This is a genomic window from uncultured Caulobacter sp., assembly GCF_937900395.1.
GTDB lineage: Bacteria > Pseudomonadota > Alphaproteobacteria > Caulobacterales > Caulobacteraceae > Caulobacter.
In genome coordinates this window covers 1-15,119 of record NZ_CALCDX010000207.1, presented here as the reverse complement: position 1 = coordinate 15,119, position 15,119 = coordinate 1, and the positions used below count along the sequence as shown (strand labels likewise).

Genomic DNA, 15,119 nt, shown 5'->3' with positions numbered 1-15,119 from the left:
CTCCCTAAAGCGCCGGCTCCAGTACGCTCTGATAGCCGAACAGGCCTTGCGCGCCGCCCGTATGCAGGAAGACGACGCGCTCGTTGTTGAAGGCGCCTTTGCGCGCCTGGTCGATCAGGCCCTTCATCGCCTTGCCGGAATAGACCGGGTCCAGCAGCAGGCCTTCGGTGCGGGCGGTCAGGGTGAGGGCGTCGATCACGCCCTGGTCGACCAGGCCATAGCCTTCGCCGACATAGTCGCAGTCGGCCACGACCGCCTCGCGCCTGACCCGCCCGGCCGCGCCGATCGTCTCGGCGGTGGCGACGGCCAGGTTGAAGACGTTCTCCTCCTGCTTGGGCTTGGGGGCGCGGACGCCAAAGCCCAGGATCGGGACGTCGACCGACAGCGCCGCGAAGCCGGCGACCAGACCGGCGTGGGTGCCGGCGCTGCCGGTGGCGGTGACCAGCCGGTCGATCTTCAGGTCCATCTGGTCGGCCTGGACGATCAGCTCGCGGGCGCAGTCGACGTAGCCCAGCGCGCCGACCGTGTTCGAGCCGCCGCCCGGAATGACATAGGGCTTGCCGCCGCGCTGGCGGACGCTCTCCGCCGTCGCTTCCAACTCGGCGACCATGTCGCTGCCGGCGGGGACGTAGCGGATCGCCGCGCCCATCAGCTTGTCGAGCAGGACGTTGCCGTTGCCCATGTAGTCGCCGGCCTTGGAGCCGGTGCGCTCCTCCAGGATCACCTCGGTCTTCAGGCCAAAGCGCGCGCCGGCGGCGATCGTCTGGCGCACGTGGTTGGATTGCACCGCGCCCTGGGTGACCAGGGTGTCGGCGCCCTGCGCCAGGGCCTCGCCGAGCAGGAACTCCAGCTTGCGGGTCTTGTTGCCGCCGCCGGCCAGGCCGGTGCAGTCGTCCCGCTTGACCCAGAGATCGATCCCAAGCGCCGCGCCTAGGCGGGGCAGGGGCTCCAGCGGCGTCGGCAGGTGGGCGAAGCGGGCGCGGGGGAAGCGGGCGAGATGCATGAACGGTGGTCCCTCGGAATGTCGCTGTTCTGTTAGCACGACTGGCGCGCGCCGCGACGATTAGGTGGCGCCCCCGCGGGCCCCTTGGTGGTATGATCAATCCTTGAGAACCGGCGCTCAAACGACCGGCTCCACGGAGGAAGACATGACCCGGATGATTCCGTACGTCGCGCTAAGCGCGGCGGCTTTCCTGTTCGCCGGCGCGGCCGGCGCTTCGACCCTCATCATCGGCGGCGGCTCGGCCAACGAATGCTCCGACGCCGCGCTCAAGGGACGGTCCGACGACCGCGCCGTGCTGGCCTGCACCACCGCGCTGGAACTGGAGAACCTGAACTTCCGCGACCGCGCCCGCACCTATGTGAACCGCGGGGTGCTGCAGATGCGCCAGCATCAGTTCGCGGCGGCGCGCGCAGACTTCGACCAGGCGTCGAGCATCGATCCCAGCCTGGGCGAAGCCTATGTGAACCGGGGGGCGACCCTGGTCGGCGAAGCGCGCTATCAGGAGGGCGTGGCCCAGATCGACAAGGGCCTGTCGCTGGGCGTCAAGGACCCCGAGCGCGCCCTCTACAACCGCGCTCTGGCCAATGAAGGTCTCGGCAACCTGCGCGCGGCCTATCTCGACTACGCCAAGGCGGCGGAGCTTAATCCCGATTGGGCGGCGCCGAAGACCGAACTGGCGCGTTTCACCGTCAAACGGCCCTGATCCGCGCCTGAGCGGCGCGACGGGCCGTTCCAACTTGAGGAGCGGCGCGTCGCGTGCGGAACGTCCTTTGCCTGTCGGTTTGCCTCGCGGCTCTGGGCGGGAACGTCCAGGCCCAGAGCCTGCGCGAGATCGAGGCGCGCAACGCCGCCGCCCACGCGCTGGAAGACGTCCGGCGCGACCTCCTGGCCAGCCAGATCGAAGCCTCCAATGCTCAGGAGCGCGCCCGGACCGACAGCTTACTGCGCGGTCTGGAGCAGCAGCGGACCAACTCCACCCTCAACGCGCCCTCGATCGTGATCCCACCGGCGCGGCCCGTGGATGATCCCGTCCGACGCGAAGCCGAGCGCGCCAACGCCATGAGCCGCATCGACCAACTGACCCAGGAAGCCCTGGCCCAGAGCAACGCCCGCATGCGCGCCATCCGGCCCGCGAGCGAACCGAAACGCTGAAGACAAAGAGGTTTTGATGGAGTGGGAAGGCGGCCGTCGGTCCGGCAACATCGAGGATCGGCGCGGTCTGGGGCCGGTGGGAATCGCCGGCGGCGGCATTGGCGCGGTGGTCCTGGCCGCGATCGGCTATTTCGTGTTCGGCATCGATCCGCGCACGACGATGGATGTCGCCCAGGGGCTGCAGCAGCCCTCACAACAACAGGGCGTCCGAGGTGAGGTTTCTGATCGGGAGGGTCAGTTCATCGACGTGATCGAGACCTCCAACCGCGAGGTCTGGACGCCGATCTTCCAGCGTGAAGGCGTGGACTACCGACCGCCCGAAGCCATCGTGCTCTACAAGGAGGCCACCGGAACCGGGTGCGGCACGGGGCAGTCGGCCATGGGGCCGTTCTATTGTCCGGCCGACCAGAAGGTCTATCTGGACCTGTCGTTCTGGCGGGAGCTGGAGGGCCGCTTCGGCGCCAAGGGCGAGTTCGCGCGCGCCTATGTGGTCAGTCACGAGATCGGCCACCACGTCCAGCACCTGCTGGGCGCGGATCAGCAGGCCCGCCGCCTGGCCGCGCGGGGCGAGGAAAGCGGCTCGGTGAGGCTGGAGCTGCAGGCCGACTGCTACGCCGGCGTCTGGGCCGCGCACGCCGGGGACGCCTCGGGCGGGCGGATCGTGATCAATCGCTCCGACATCCAGGATGGCCTCGGCGCCGCCGCCGCCGTCGGCGACGACACCCTGCAGAAACAGACCCAAGGCCAGGTCGTGCCCGACAGCTTCACCCACGGCACGAGCGCCCAGCGCATGCGGTGGTTCAGCCGCGGCTACGACCAGGGCGATCCGTCGGCGTGCGACACCTTCTCGGCCGCGAGCCTTTGATCTCTGTCAACGCGCGGTCGTGCAGCAAGCGGGAGAGTTCGACCATGTCCATGACCTTCACGAGCGAAGACCGGGTTCTGCTGGACCGCTACATCGAGAGCGTCCTCCTGCGGTTCAACGACGGCCGCTATGACCTCCAGGAGGCGACCCGCGCCCTGGCGGAGAGCTTCGTCCAGGTCGGACGCGGCCAGCCTGACGTCCTGATGCACATGCGCGGCGTGGTCGAGGCCGGCGACGACGCTTGACCGGTATCAACGCTTGACCTGCGCGTCAGCGCGCCTAGTTTCGGACCCCTGTTCACCGGGGGGCCGCGCGCGCGGCTGAGATTGGGCTCTCGCCCTGACCCGTAGAACCTGATCCGGGTCATGCCGGCGAAGGGAGGGAACGCGGGCGCGGCCTTCATGGCGTCCGTCAGACCGACTCAAGCACGACACGTCCGGGTCTCCTTGGAAGCTTGAGGAGCGCCCGAAATGAACATCCAAACGACCATCAAGGCCGTGGCCGAGACGATCTCGACCGGCCCGATCCCCGGCTCGCGCAAGGTCTATCAGGCCGGCGAGCTGTTCCCGGACCTGCGCGTGCCGTTCCGCGAGGTGGCGGTCCACCCGTCGGCCAACGAGCCGCCGGTCACGGTCTATGATCCGTCGGGCCCCTATACCGACCCGACCGTCGCCATCGACATCGAGAAAGGCCTGCCGCGCTCGCGCGAGGCCTTCGTCGTGGCGCGCGGCGACGTCGAGGTCGTCACCGATCCCCGCCAGGTGAAGCCCGAGGACAACGGCTTCGCCCAGGGCAAGCACCTGGCCCCGGAATTCCCCGACCAAGGCCGCAAGATCTACCGCGCCAAGCCGGGCAAGCTGGTCACCCAGCTGGAATACGCCCGCGCCGGGATCATCACGGCCGAGATGGAATATGTCGCCATCCGCGAGAACCTGCGCCGCGAGCAGAACGCCCCGTGCGTGCGCGACGGCGACGACTTCGGCGCCAGCATCCCGGACTTCATGACGCCGGAGTTCGTGCGCCAGGAAGTGGCCCGCGGCCGCGCCATCATCCCGGCCAACATCAACCACGGCGAGCTTGAGCCGATGGCGATCGGCCGCAACTTCCTGGTCAAGATCAACGCCAACATCGGCAACTCGGCGGTGCTCTCGACCGTCGCCGACGAGGTCGACAAGCTGGTCTGGGCCACCCGCTGGGGCGCCGACACGGTCATGGACCTGTCGACCGGCCGCAACATCCACAACATCCGCGACTGGATCATCCGCAACAGCTCGGTGCCGATCGGCACGGTGCCGATCTACCAGGCGCTGGAAAAGGTCAACGGCGTGGCCGAGGACCTGAACTGGGAGGTCTTCCGCGACACCCTGATCGAGCAGTGCGAGCAGGGCGTCGACTACTTCACGATCCACGCCGGCGTGCGCCTGCCGTTCGTGCCGCTGACGGCCAAGCGCGTCACCGGCATCGTCTCGCGCGGCGGCTCGATCATGGCCAAGTGGTGCCTGGCCCACCACAAGGAGAACTTCCTCTACGAGCGCTTCGAAGACATCTGCGAGATCATGCGCGCCTACGACGTGTCGTTCTCGCTGGGCGACGGCCTGCGTCCGGGCTCGACCGCCGACGCCAACGACGAGGCCCAGTTCGCCGAGCTGCGCACCCTGGGCGAGCTGACCAAGGTGGCCTGGAAGCATGGCGTCCAGGTGATGATCGAAGGGCCGGGCCACGTGGCCATGCACAAGATCAAGGCCAACATGGACGAGCAGTTGAAGCACTGCCACGAGGCTCCGTTCTACACCCTCGGCCCGTTGACCACGGACATCGCGCCTGGCTACGACCACATCACCTCGGCCATCGGCGCGGCGATGATCGGCTGGTTCGGCACGGCGATGCTCTGCTACGTCACGCCCAAGGAGCACCTGGGCCTGCCGGACCGCGACGACGTCAAGACCGGCGTCATCACCTACAAGCTGGCCGCCCACGCCGCCGACCTCGCCAAGGGCCATCCCGGCGCGGCCATGTGGGACGACGCCATCAGCCGTGCGCGCTTCGAGTTCCGCTGGGAGGACCAGTTCAACCTGGCGCTCGACCCGGAGACGGCTCGCAAGTTCCACGACGAGACCCTGCCGAAGGAGGCGCACAAGACCGCGCACTTCTGCTCGATGTGCGGTCCCAAGTTCTGCTCGATGAAGATCAGCCAGGAGGTCCGCGACTTCGCGGCCGCCAAGGCCCCGAACGAGGCGGAGCTCGGCATGGCCGCCATGAGCGAGAAGTTCAAGGAGCAGGGCTCGGAGATCTATCTGAAGTCCGAATAGGCGTTTGACGCGCCGCAAGGCGATGCGGCGGGCGGCGGCTAGACTTGAGCTTTCGGAGCCGCCGCCATGCCGACCCGCCGCGCCCTGATCGCCGCCACGCCCCTGCTGGTCGCGGGATGCTCTGGCGGCGACAACTCCTACGACCGCGCCGTCCACGACCTCTGGCGACTGCCGGACCTGGGCGGCGGCGGCGTCCCGATGATGGCGCTGATCCACGCCGCGACCCTGGCGGCGAACGGGCATAACACCCAGCCCTGGCGCTTTCGCGTCGAGCCGCGCGCGATCGAGATCTTGCCGGACTTTTCGCGCCGCACCCCGGTCGTCGATCCGGACGACCACCACCTGTTCGTCAGCCTGGGCTGCGCGGCCGAGACCCTGCTCCAGGCGGGGCTCGGCTACGGCTGGGCGGGCGAGCCGGAGATGCTGCCGGGCGGCGGCGTCCGCATCGCCCTCTCCAGCGCGCCGCCCCATCCAGACGCCCTGTTCCAGGCGATCCCGCGCCGCGCCTCCACCCGCACCGCCTATGACAGCCGATCGGCGGACGCGGCCACGCTGCGACGACTGGAGGCGGCCGTGGGAAAAGATGTCGGGCTGCGTCTGGTCCTGGATCCCGACCAGCGCGAGCACCTGACCGACATGATCGTCGCCGGAAACAGCGCCCAGCTCGCCGACCCGGCCTTCATGCGCGAGCTCGTCGACTGGATCCGCTTCGACGCCGCCGAGGCCTTGGCGCGGCGCGATGGCCTGTTCGCGGCCGCCTCCGGCAATCTGACGACCCCGCGCTGGCTGGGCGAGCGGCTCCTGCCGCTGGTCATGACGAAGAAAGGCGAAGCCGAGCGTGTCACCCGCTGGATGCGCGACTCGGCGGGCGCGGCGATCTTCACCGGCCCGAGCGAGACGCCCGAGGGCTGGATCGCCGTCGGCCGCGCCTTCACCCGCTTCGCGCTGACGGCGACGGCGGCGGGGCTGAAGCTGGCCTTCCTCAATCAGGCGGTCGAGGATCCGCCGACGCGCCGCCGGATGGCCGCCTGGATGGGCGAGCCGGGCAAGCGCCCCGACCTCGTCGTCCGCTTCGGCTATGGGCCGGACTTGCCGCGCGCCTTGCGCCGACCGGCCCAGGCGGTCGTGCTGGCTTAAAACCAACGCGTCGCCCGCGTTGATTTCACTGGCCTTGGCCAAGGCGGACCTGCACCGTCGCGCCATGAAAGTCCTGAGTCTCGCCGCCGCGGCCGCCGTTCTCGCCTTCGCCGTTCCCGCCTCGGCCGAGAGCCCTTTCTGGCCGGTCCAGAGCAAGGGCGCCGTCGCGTCAGAACTGCGCGGCGTCTGGAAGTCCCGGGGCTATGGCTGGATCGTCGAATTCGGTCCCGACGGCGGCAAGCTGTTCCAGACGGCCGGCGGCGCTTGCTACGCCGATCCGCGGCGGGAGCCAGACCCTGATGGGGTCATGGGCGTCTGGCGCGCGGAAGGGCAGGGAACGATCACCCTGGCCGGCGATCCCGCCAGCACGCGCTATCTGTTCGACCGCCTCCCGAGCCTGCCCGCCGCCTGCGCTTCTACGGCGCCCTGGACTCCCGATCGCGTCGCGGCCTTCGTCGCCGACACCTTCGCCGAGGTCTATCCGCGATCCGCCGAGCGCGGCCTGGACTGGAGCGCGCGGCGCGCGGCCGCCGTGGCCAAGGTCGGTCCTCAAGCGAACGACGCCCAGCTCTGGGCGGCCCTCTCTGAGTTGATGGCGGGCCTGGACGATCCGCACGTCGAACTGCACGGCGTCGTCGGCGGCGACCAGCGCGACCTGGAGCCCGGCGTCCCACCGACCTTGGCGCGCGTCCACGCCGTCGATCCCGAAGGGAGCGAAAAGGCGTGGCTTCAGGCCTATCGCGACGAGATCCTGACCAGGGTGCTGGCGGGCAAGGGGCGACAGGCCGCCAACAACCGGATCTTCTGGGGCCGAGCCGATGACGTCGGCTATCTGAACGTCGTGACCATGGGCGCCTTCGCCCGCAACGCCGCGCCGGACGATCCGCGACCGCTGGACGCCGTGCTGGACGAGGCGATGACCGCCTTCGCCGGGGCCAGGGCCGTGGTGGTCGACGTCAGCAACAACCGCGGCGGCTACGACACCATCAGTCGCGCTATCGCCGGTCGGTTCACCGATCAGCCGCGCGTCGCCTATTCCAAGGTCGCCGTGGGCGCCAAGGCCGCGCCGCAGACCGTGACGGTGGAGCCGGCGAGCGGACCGCGCTTCACGGGCCCCGTCTATCTGGTCACCAGCGACATCACCGTCAGCGCCGGCGAGACCTTCGGCCTGATGATGAAGGCCCTGCCGAACGTGAAGCAGGTGGGCGGCGCCACGCGCGGCGCCTATTCCGACCAACTGCCCAAACCCTTGCCCAACGGCTGGGCCTTCGCGCTGCCGGGCGAGCTCTACAAGGCGCCGGATGGCCGGGATCTGGAGGGCAGGGGGCTCGCGCCAGATATGCCGATGGTCCTTTTTCCGCAGGACGATCTCTCGGGCGGGCACGCCAAGGCTATCCAGGGACTGATGGCGGAGATTCGACGAAGCGTACGCTGAGCGCGACCTGGCGCCTCAGTCCAAGCTTTGTTTCCATCTTGAAACATCGTTGCGGCTATTGAGGTCTGGTCGCACGAAATGTGACCATATTTCAAAGCTTCACCACCAGCTAGGCGCGCGCGGGACACACTAGTGCGCGCTTTATCACACATAGTCTTTTGATGACGCCCGGGGGCGTTGCGATGCGGGACGCTGACCCGTAAGGAGCGGCGACCCCCAGCGTTTGCGTCGCATTCGGTGCGACCTGGTTGCAACTCGTCTTCCGTGGGCCGAATGACCCTTTCCGTGCTTCTCTATGGGCTGGCCGCCGCCGCGCTCGATCCCACCAACGCCGCCGTGGCCGCCCCGCAGCTCTCCGCGCCTCCGGTCGCCGAGGAGCAGAAGCAAGCGACTCCGAAGGACGATGGTCCCAACGAGGTCGAAGGTCTGGTGATCCAGGCCGATCCGCGCGGCAAGGTCGAGGGCGACATCAAGCCGGAAATCGAGCTGAACGAAGCCGAGATCCAGAGCTTTGGCGCGACCAGCATCGGCGAACTGCTGACCATGCTGACGCCCCAGACGACCAGCACCCGCGGCCGCGACAGCAGCGGCGGACCGGTGCTTCTGGTCAACGGCCGCCGCATCTCGGGCTTCCAGGAGATCCAGGGCATCCCGCCCGAGGCGATCGAACGCTTCCAGATCCTGCCCGAGGAGGTCGCGCTCAGCTACGGCTACAAGGCCGACCAGCGGGTCGTGAACATCATCCTGAAGAAGAACTACAACGCCCTGCAGACCCAGGCCGCGGCGACCGTGGCGACCGACGGCGGCCGCACCTCGCCCAGCGCAGGCGGCAACCGCGTCCATATCGATGGCGACAAGCGCTGGAACGTCGACGTCCAGCTGTCGCATGAGCCTTATCTGCTGGAGCGGGATCGCGACATCGTGCGGTCTCCGAACGGTCAGCCCTATGATCTGACGGGCAACATCGCGGGCGTCGGCGGCGCCAGCATCGCGGGGCTGTCCAGCCTGACCGGCGGAACGGTGACCTTCGCCGGCGTTCCGAGCTCGGCCGCGACGGGGCGCGCCAGCCTCGCCGACTACGCGGCGCTGGCCAACACCTACAATACGGACGACCTGACCCGTGATCGGTCGCTGATCTCCAAGTCGGACAAGGCCACGCTGCGCGGCGCCTATAGCCGCGACCTCAACAAGCAGACCCAGCTGACGATCAGCGGCAACCTGGAAGACAGCAGCAGCCATGCGCTTCTGGGCCTGCCGGGCGTGAGCTTCACCCTGCCGGCCGGCAGCCCGTTCTCGCCGTTCTCGCAAGCCGTCACGGGCTACCGCTACATCGACGCTCCGGGCTCCCTGTCGCGCGATGTCGATACGCTGCGCACCCAGGTCAGCATGGCCGCTAACGGCCGGGTCAAGGACTGGCGCTGGAACCTGACCGGCGACTTCGACCGCACCGCGACCGACACGACGACCGGCAGGGGGCTCGACGCCTCGGCCTTCCAGGCGGCCATCGCGGCCGGAGACCCGACCGTCAATCCGTTCGGCGTGATCCCCGCCAGCCTGTACAAGACCATCGCCTCCGACACCGCGCATTCGGTTTCGACCTCGGCTAGCGCCGAGCTGGTGCTGAACGGCGCCCTGTTCCAGCTGCCCGCCGGTCCCGTGCAGACGACGTTCAAGGTGGGGGCCAACAGCAAGGGCCTCGATTCCAAGACCGTCCGGTCCGGCGTGACGACCACGCGCGATATCACCCGCACGACCGAAAGCTTCCAAAGCAGCTTCAACCTGCCGCTGACCAGCACGCGCCAGGACTTCCTGGCCAAGGCCGGCGACTTGTCGGTGAATTTCAACCTCGGCTACGACGACCTTTCGGACCTGGGCGGCCTGACCACCTTGGGCGGCGGGCTCAACTGGTCGCCGATCAAGAAGATCAGCTTCATCGCCAGCTACACCGACGAGGAAGGCGCGCCGACGACCAACCAGATCAACGATCCGCTGGTCGTGACCCCCAACGTGTCCGTGTTCGACTTCACCACGGGCCAGACCGTCATCATCTCCCGCACCGACGGAGGCAATGCGGCGCTGCGTAACGATAACCGGCAAGTGCAGAAGCTGGGCGTGAATTTCAAGCCGTTCGACAAGACCGAGCTGACCTTCAACGCGACCTACACCCGCGCCGAGACCAAGAACATGATCTCGTCGTTCCCGGCCATCACGCCGGACCTGGAGCGGGCGTTCCCCGAGCGTTTCACCCGCGACGCCACGGGGCGCCTGCTGGCGATCGACGCGCGGCCGGTGAACTTCGCCAGCGCCGAGAGCGAGAACATCCGCTGGGGCTTCAACCTGTTCAAGCCGATCGGCCAACCGGCGCCCGGCGCCGCGGCTGGGCCAGGCGGCGGACGCATGGGCGGCGGCCCCGGCGGGGGCGGGATGCGCATGGGCGGTGGTCCCGGCGGTCCTGGCGGTGGTCCGGGCGGCGGCTTCGGCGGCCCGCCTCCTGGCCTGATGCGGCCGGGCCAGGGCATGTTCCAGCTGTCGGTCTATCACACCTGGCGCCTGACCGATGAGGTGACCATCCGAAAGGGCCTGCCGGTCCTGGACCAGCTGGGTGGCTCGGCGATCAACTCGCGCACTGGCCAGGCGCGGCACGAGGTCCAGATCCAAGGCGGCTACTTCAAGGACGGCCTGGGCATGCGCTTCAACGGGACCTTGAAGGACTCGACCTGGGTCAATGGCGGGGCCACCGGCGGCCAGACGCTGTACTTCTCGGACCTCGCCACGGTGGGCGTGAACTTCTTCGCCAATTTCAGCGTCCCGGCGCGGAAGAAGGCCGTGGACCGCTTCCCGATTCTGAAGGGCGCGCAGGTTTCGTTGAACTTCGACAACATCCTCGACGCCAAGCAGACGGTGCGAGACCAGAACGGCAAAACGCCGCAGGCTTACCAGCGCGATTACTTAGATCCGCTGGGCCGCACGGTGCGTATCGGCTTCCGAAAACTGCTCTAGGGTGCGCCTCGGATAGATGATCGGCGTCTCAACACGTCCTTAAGCTGTCTGTCGCACCCTGGGTTTCTGGGCGGCCGATTCGGCCGGGTCGGAGGTCGTCATGTCCATCATGACATCCAGTACGCGCCGTGCGGGCGACCACTTCGAACCTACGGATACGGACCCGCAGGTCCAGCGTCGCATGCGTGGCTATCTAGAACAGATCGACTACACCGCCTTCGCCTCGAACAAGGCGGTTCTGTCCGTCTCGGTCCCGCGCGTGGAGGGCGAGCAGTTCCAGCGTCTGGCTGTCGCGGCGTCGACCGCGCGGGCGCGCTGGGTGACCGAAGCCGTGGCGATGACCGACCACGGCGCGACGCTGACGGAGGCTCAGGTGGCCCGGCTGCACCATCTGCGCTCCACCTATGAGGAGCTGACCTCGGTCTACGAAGCCATGCGCCGCATGGTCGAGCGCGGCTACGTCGCCTATCGGCCGATCCCGGCATAATTTAGGCCGGGTAATATTGACGCGGATTTCTATCCGGGTAAAAGCTGCGTTCAGGAGGCGATCATGTCCGGACGCAAGGCGCTGTTGCGCGCATACAAGGAACGCAAGGTTGAGGCGGGCGTGTACGCCGTCCGCTGTCTGGCGAGCGGCGAGGTGTGGGTCGGCGCGACTCCCGACCTCTCCACGCGACAGAGCGGCGTGTGGTTCAGCCTGCGTCAAGGATCGCACCGCGAGCCGACGTTGCAGGCGGCCTGGAACACGCACGGCGCGGATGCCTTCGCTTTCGAGCCAATCGAGGTTATCGACGCCGAGGGGCTGGACGCCTTCGGGCGCGCCAGCCGCCTGAAGGACCGCCGCGCCCATTGGATCGGGACGCTGAGCGCGCGGGGGCTGAACTGATGGACGAGCGTTTCGTCGTCTTCCACGGGCCTGAGCGCGTGGCGTCCGGGACGCGCGTGGAGGCCGCCTTGGCGGCCCATGCGCTGGCGTCACAGCCTGGCGTGCTGGTGTTTGGTCCGGACGGTCGCGGAATCGACTTCGACCTTACGGGAGAACGTGACGAGATCTCAAAGCGCTATGGGCCGGCCGAGGCTCCGCGCGGGCGCGGACGCCCCAAGCTGGGCGTGGTCGCCCGCGAGGTCACCCTGCTGCCGCGCCACTGGGACTGGCTGGCCAGCCAGCCCGGCGGGGCTTCGGTGGCGCTGCGCAAGCTGGTCGAGGCGGCCAGCCGCGCCGCCGAGGGGCCGGACCGGATCCGCGCCGCGCGGGAGGCGACCTATCGTTTCGCCTCGGCCATGGCGGGCGATCTTCCGGGCTTTGAAGAGGCGATGCGGGCCTTGTTCGCGGGCGACGACACGGCGTTCGAGACGCGGATCGAGGCTTGGCCGACCGATATCGCCGCGCAGCTTCGAACCTATGCCGCCGAGGCGTTCGGTCCCGATCAGCCCTCCGACTTGGCCAGCACCTCGGCCAGCAGAGCCGAATAGGCCGCATCGAACGGCGCGCGGTCGCTGTCCGGCTTCATCGGCCACAGCGGGCGCAGCGCCGCCGTTCGCGCCGCCGCGGCGAGGAGCCAAGCCGGATCGGCCTTGGCCAGACGCGCGGCGCGCTGATCGATCTCAGCCGAGGGGCGACCGCTATAGGCCAGCAGCGCGCGCAGCGCCCACACCGCCTGCTCGTCTGGATTGGGCTTCGCGCCGCCCGGCAGCTGGCCGGCGGTCCAGCGCACGGCGTCGACGATCTGCCGGCGATAGCGCGCATCGCTCCAGGTCGCCGGCGTGTGGCCGAGGTTGGTGTAGAACAGCCGGCCCTGGCCGATCTGGCGCGTCCAGGTGATCGGCACGAACCACGGCCGCTTCAGCGCCATGTCGCTGAAGTCCAGCGCCTGCAGCACCCGGACGCGCGCTGGCTCGTAGTCGGCGTACTGGTAGATCTCCTCCGCATAGGCGAAGCGGCGCGGCCAGGCCTGGTTCATTGGCTCGCGGGCGTCGCCCAGCGCCTGGACGGTGATCGGCGTGCCTTCCGTCCAGGGGTGACCGGCGAACTTGCCGTTGATGAAGGCGGTGTAGGGCTCGCCGGGGCCGTCATAGGGCCAGCCCGTGTCGGTGGCGCTGTGCAGCCCGACGAAGCCGCCCCGGCCGCTCCTGATCCAGTCCTGGATGGCGGCCCAGGTCGCCGGTGCGATGGGCAGGGCGCCGGTGGTGTAGAACACCAGGACGTCGATGTCCTTCAGCGTCTCCGGCGTGATCGCGCCGGCGTCGCGGGTTGAACGGACGCTGAAGGCGCCCGAGCGCGCGCCGATCTCGGCCATGGCGACCTCGGACAAGGTCGGACCGTCGCTGGCCTTGGGCGGCATGACGGGCGCATGCACGAAGCCGACCGACTGGTCGAGATAGAGCACGCGGATCTTGCCGACCTTGGGCGCGGCCGAGGCGGGCAGCGCGAAAGCCAGAAGCGTCGCGACGAGAACGAACAGGCGCGTCATGTCGGTCTTTAGGCCCCCGGGTGCAGCAAATCCCAGCGGTTGCCGTACAGGTCCTCGAAAACCGCCACCGTACCGTAGGCTTCGTGGCGCGGTTCTTCCAAGAACTTCACGCCGGCCGCGTTCATGCGCGCGTGGTCGCCGGCGAAGTCGTCGGTGTGCAGGAACAGCCAGACGCGACCGCCGCCCTGGCGGCCGATCGCCTCGGCCTGGTCGCCGATGGCGCGGGCCAGCAGGAAGTTCGTCCCGTCAGAGCCAGGCGAGACCACGACCCAGCGCTTGCCGCCGCCCATGTCGGCATCCTCGATCAGGTCGAAGCCCAGCTTGCCGACATAGAAGGCGATGGCCTCGTCATAGTCGGCGACGAGCAGGGACACGAGGGCGACGCGACGGGCCATGGGCGACTCCTTATGGGCCGTCGAGGCATAGCACGCGTCAGCCTGTTGTCAGTCCTGGCGCGTTAGGCCCTCATGCCCCCCTCCGGACCCCAAGGAAAATGACATGAACCGCTCTCTGATCCTGACCCTGACGGCTCTGGCGCTGTCGCCGCCGCCAGCCCTGGCGGACGGGCCCAAGACCAAGGTCACCGAGGTCGCCGTCAAGGACATCCCCACCGCCGTGGTCGCGGTGGTCAAGGCCGCCGCGCCGACCGTGACGATCAAGGAGGCCGAGCTGAAGGAACGCGCCGACCGGCGCTACTACGACGTTGAGGGCGTGCTGCCCGACGGCTCGGAGATCGAGTTCGACTTGCTGGAGAAGAACGGCGGTTGGGAGATCGTCGAGACCCAACGCGACATCGCCTGGGCCAGCGCGCCCAAGATCGTTCGCGACACCGCCGCCGGGTCGGGCAAGGCGATCGCGCCGGTCCGCGTCATCGAGAGCCGGCAGGCCGACGGCATGGTCATCTACGAACTGTTCGCCGCCGGCAAGCCGGACGAGCCGTCCATGGAGGTCAGTCTCAAGGACGGCCAGGCGAAGGTGTTGACCGAGGTGTGGCCGCACTAGAGCCTATCTGGTTTAGATGGAACCATCTAAACCAGATAAACATGATATAAATCATATATTTAGAGCGCGTGCGAGCCGTTTAATCGCTCACACTAAACCTAACACGCTCTAGCCGCCCGAATATCCGCCGATGATCGGCAGGATTTCGCCGGTGATGTAGCTGGAGGTCTGGGGCGAGGCGAGGAAGACGTAGGCGGGCGCGATCTCCTCGGGCTGGGCCGGGCGTTTCATAGGCGTCTGGCCGCCGAACTTGGCGACCTGCGGACCCAGCTTGTCGGCCGGGTTCAGGGGCGTCCAGACGGGACCCGGCGCAACGGCGTTCACCCGGATCCCCTTGTCGACCAGATGCGTCGCCAGCGACCGGGTGAAGGCGTGGATGCCGCCCTTGGTCATCGAGTAGTCCAGCAGGTCCTTGTTGCCCAGCAGGCCGGTGACCGAGCCCGTGTTGATGATCGCCCCGCCCTTGGGCAGGTGCTTCACCGCCGCCTTAGCCATGTGGAAATAGCCGTAGAGGTTGGTCTTCAGCGTGCGGTCGAAGTGCTCGGCCGTCAGGTCCTCGAAGTCGGTGACGTGCTCCTGGAAGGCGGCGTTGTTGACCAGCACGTCGAGCCGGCCGAACGCTTCGACGGTCTTTTCGACGGCGGCCTGGGCGTAGGCGGGATCGGCGACGTCGCCGGGCAAAAGGATGGCGCGGCGGCCTTCCAGCTCGACGGCCAGGCGCGTCTCCTGGGCGTCTCTGTCCTCA

At 68.3% G+C, this 15,119-nt stretch carries 16 protein-coding genes and 1 riboswitch; of the genes, 12 read left to right on the top strand and 4 right to left on the bottom strand.

What is annotated here, in order from left to right; all coding sequences use genetic code 11:
* Nucleotides 1-4: 4 nt before the first annotated feature.
* A complete protein-coding gene (locus Q0379_RS18110) occupies nt 5-1,003 on the bottom strand; it encodes a D-cysteine desulfhydrase (RefSeq protein WP_299014799.1) in 999 nt (332 codons plus the stop codon).
* 145 nt (nt 1,004-1,148) lie between these two features.
* On the opposite strand from Q0379_RS18110, the gene Q0379_RS18105 reads away from it, so the two are divergent.
* The 11 genes from Q0379_RS18105 to Q0379_RS18055 all read left to right on the top strand — a co-directional run bounded on the left by Q0379_RS18105 (nt 1,149) and on the right by Q0379_RS18055 (nt 12,374).
* Nucleotides 1,149-1,706, top strand: a complete 558-nt coding sequence (locus Q0379_RS18105; protein ID WP_299014796.1) for a hypothetical protein — start codon at nt 1,149-1,151, stop codon at nt 1,704-1,706.
* A 53-nt stretch (nt 1,707-1,759) separates the two neighbouring features.
* Complete coding sequence (locus tag Q0379_RS18100) at nt 1,760-2,155, top strand: hypothetical protein (RefSeq protein WP_299014794.1); 396 nt, start codon at nt 1,760-1,762, stop codon at nt 2,153-2,155.
* 16 nt (nt 2,156-2,171) lie between these two features.
* Complete coding sequence (locus Q0379_RS18095; protein ID WP_299014791.1) at nt 2,172-3,020, top strand: neutral zinc metallopeptidase; 849 nt, start codon at nt 2,172-2,174, stop codon at nt 3,018-3,020.
* Between the two features lie 44 nt (nt 3,021-3,064).
* Complete coding sequence (locus tag Q0379_RS18090) at nt 3,065-3,265, top strand: hypothetical protein (RefSeq protein WP_299014788.1); 201 nt, start codon at nt 3,065-3,067, stop codon at nt 3,263-3,265.
* Between the two features lie 46 nt (nt 3,266-3,311).
* A riboswitch (TPP riboswitch) is annotated at nt 3,312-3,417 on the top strand.
* Nucleotides 3,418-3,490: 73 nt separating this feature from the next.
* Nucleotides 3,491-5,329, top strand: coding sequence for a phosphomethylpyrimidine synthase ThiC (gene thiC / locus Q0379_RS18085; RefSeq protein ID WP_299014785.1), 1,839 nt, complete (start codon nt 3,491-3,493; stop codon nt 5,327-5,329).
* Nucleotides 5,330-5,395: 66 nt separating this feature from the next.
* Nucleotides 5,396-6,466 (top strand): hypothetical protein, encoded by a 1,071-nt coding sequence (locus Q0379_RS18080; protein ID WP_299014782.1) that lies wholly within the window; start codon nt 5,396-5,398, stop codon nt 6,464-6,466.
* Between the two features lie 19 nt (nt 6,467-6,485).
* On the top strand, nt 6,486-7,901 hold the full coding sequence (locus Q0379_RS18075; RefSeq protein WP_299014779.1) for a S41 family peptidase: 1,416 nt from the start codon (nt 6,486-6,488) through the stop codon (nt 7,899-7,901).
* Nucleotides 7,902-8,174: 273 nt separating this feature from the next.
* A complete protein-coding gene (locus Q0379_RS18070) occupies nt 8,175-10,901 on the top strand; it encodes a TonB-dependent receptor (protein WP_299014776.1) in 2,727 nt (908 codons plus the stop codon).
* Nucleotides 10,902-11,001: 100 nt separating this feature from the next.
* Nucleotides 11,002-11,388: a hypothetical protein gene (locus Q0379_RS18065; protein WP_299014773.1), complete on the top strand. Its 387-nt coding sequence runs from the start codon at nt 11,002-11,004 to the stop codon at nt 11,386-11,388.
* A 63-nt stretch (nt 11,389-11,451) separates the two neighbouring features.
* Entirely contained in the window at nt 11,452-11,787 is a 336-nt protein-coding gene (locus Q0379_RS18060; RefSeq protein ID WP_299014770.1) for a GIY-YIG nuclease family protein, read from the top strand.
* Nucleotides 11,787-12,374 carry a DUF2239 family protein gene (locus tag Q0379_RS18055; protein ID WP_299014767.1) on the top strand — a complete coding sequence of 196 codons (588 nt, stop codon included), beginning with the start codon at nt 11,787-11,789 and terminating at the stop codon, nt 12,372-12,374. Before Q0379_RS18060 ends, Q0379_RS18055 begins: the two co-directional genes overlap by 1 nt.
* On the opposite strand, the gene Q0379_RS18050 is transcribed toward Q0379_RS18055, so the two are convergent.
* Nucleotides 12,329-13,372 (bottom strand): ThuA domain-containing protein, encoded by a 1,044-nt coding sequence (locus Q0379_RS18050; protein WP_299014764.1) that lies wholly within the window; start codon nt 13,370-13,372, stop codon nt 12,329-12,331. The genes Q0379_RS18055 and Q0379_RS18050 overlap by 46 nt on opposite strands.
* A gap of 8 nt (nt 13,373-13,380) precedes the next feature.
* Complete coding sequence (locus tag Q0379_RS18045) at nt 13,381-13,767, bottom strand: VOC family protein (RefSeq protein WP_299014761.1); 387 nt, start codon at nt 13,765-13,767, stop codon at nt 13,381-13,383.
* A gap of 103 nt (nt 13,768-13,870) precedes the next feature.
* Here Q0379_RS18045 and Q0379_RS18040 point away from each other — a divergent pair, with 103 nt between their 5' ends.
* Nucleotides 13,871-14,374 carry a hypothetical protein gene (locus Q0379_RS18040; RefSeq protein WP_299014757.1) on the top strand — a complete coding sequence of 168 codons (504 nt, stop codon included), beginning with the start codon at nt 13,871-13,873 and terminating at the stop codon, nt 14,372-14,374.
* 108 nt (nt 14,375-14,482) lie between these two features.
* Here Q0379_RS18040 and Q0379_RS18035 read toward each other — a convergent pair.
* A partial coding sequence (locus Q0379_RS18035) for an SDR family oxidoreductase (protein ID WP_299014754.1) occupies nt 14,483-15,119 on the bottom strand: 637 nt, incomplete at its 5' end.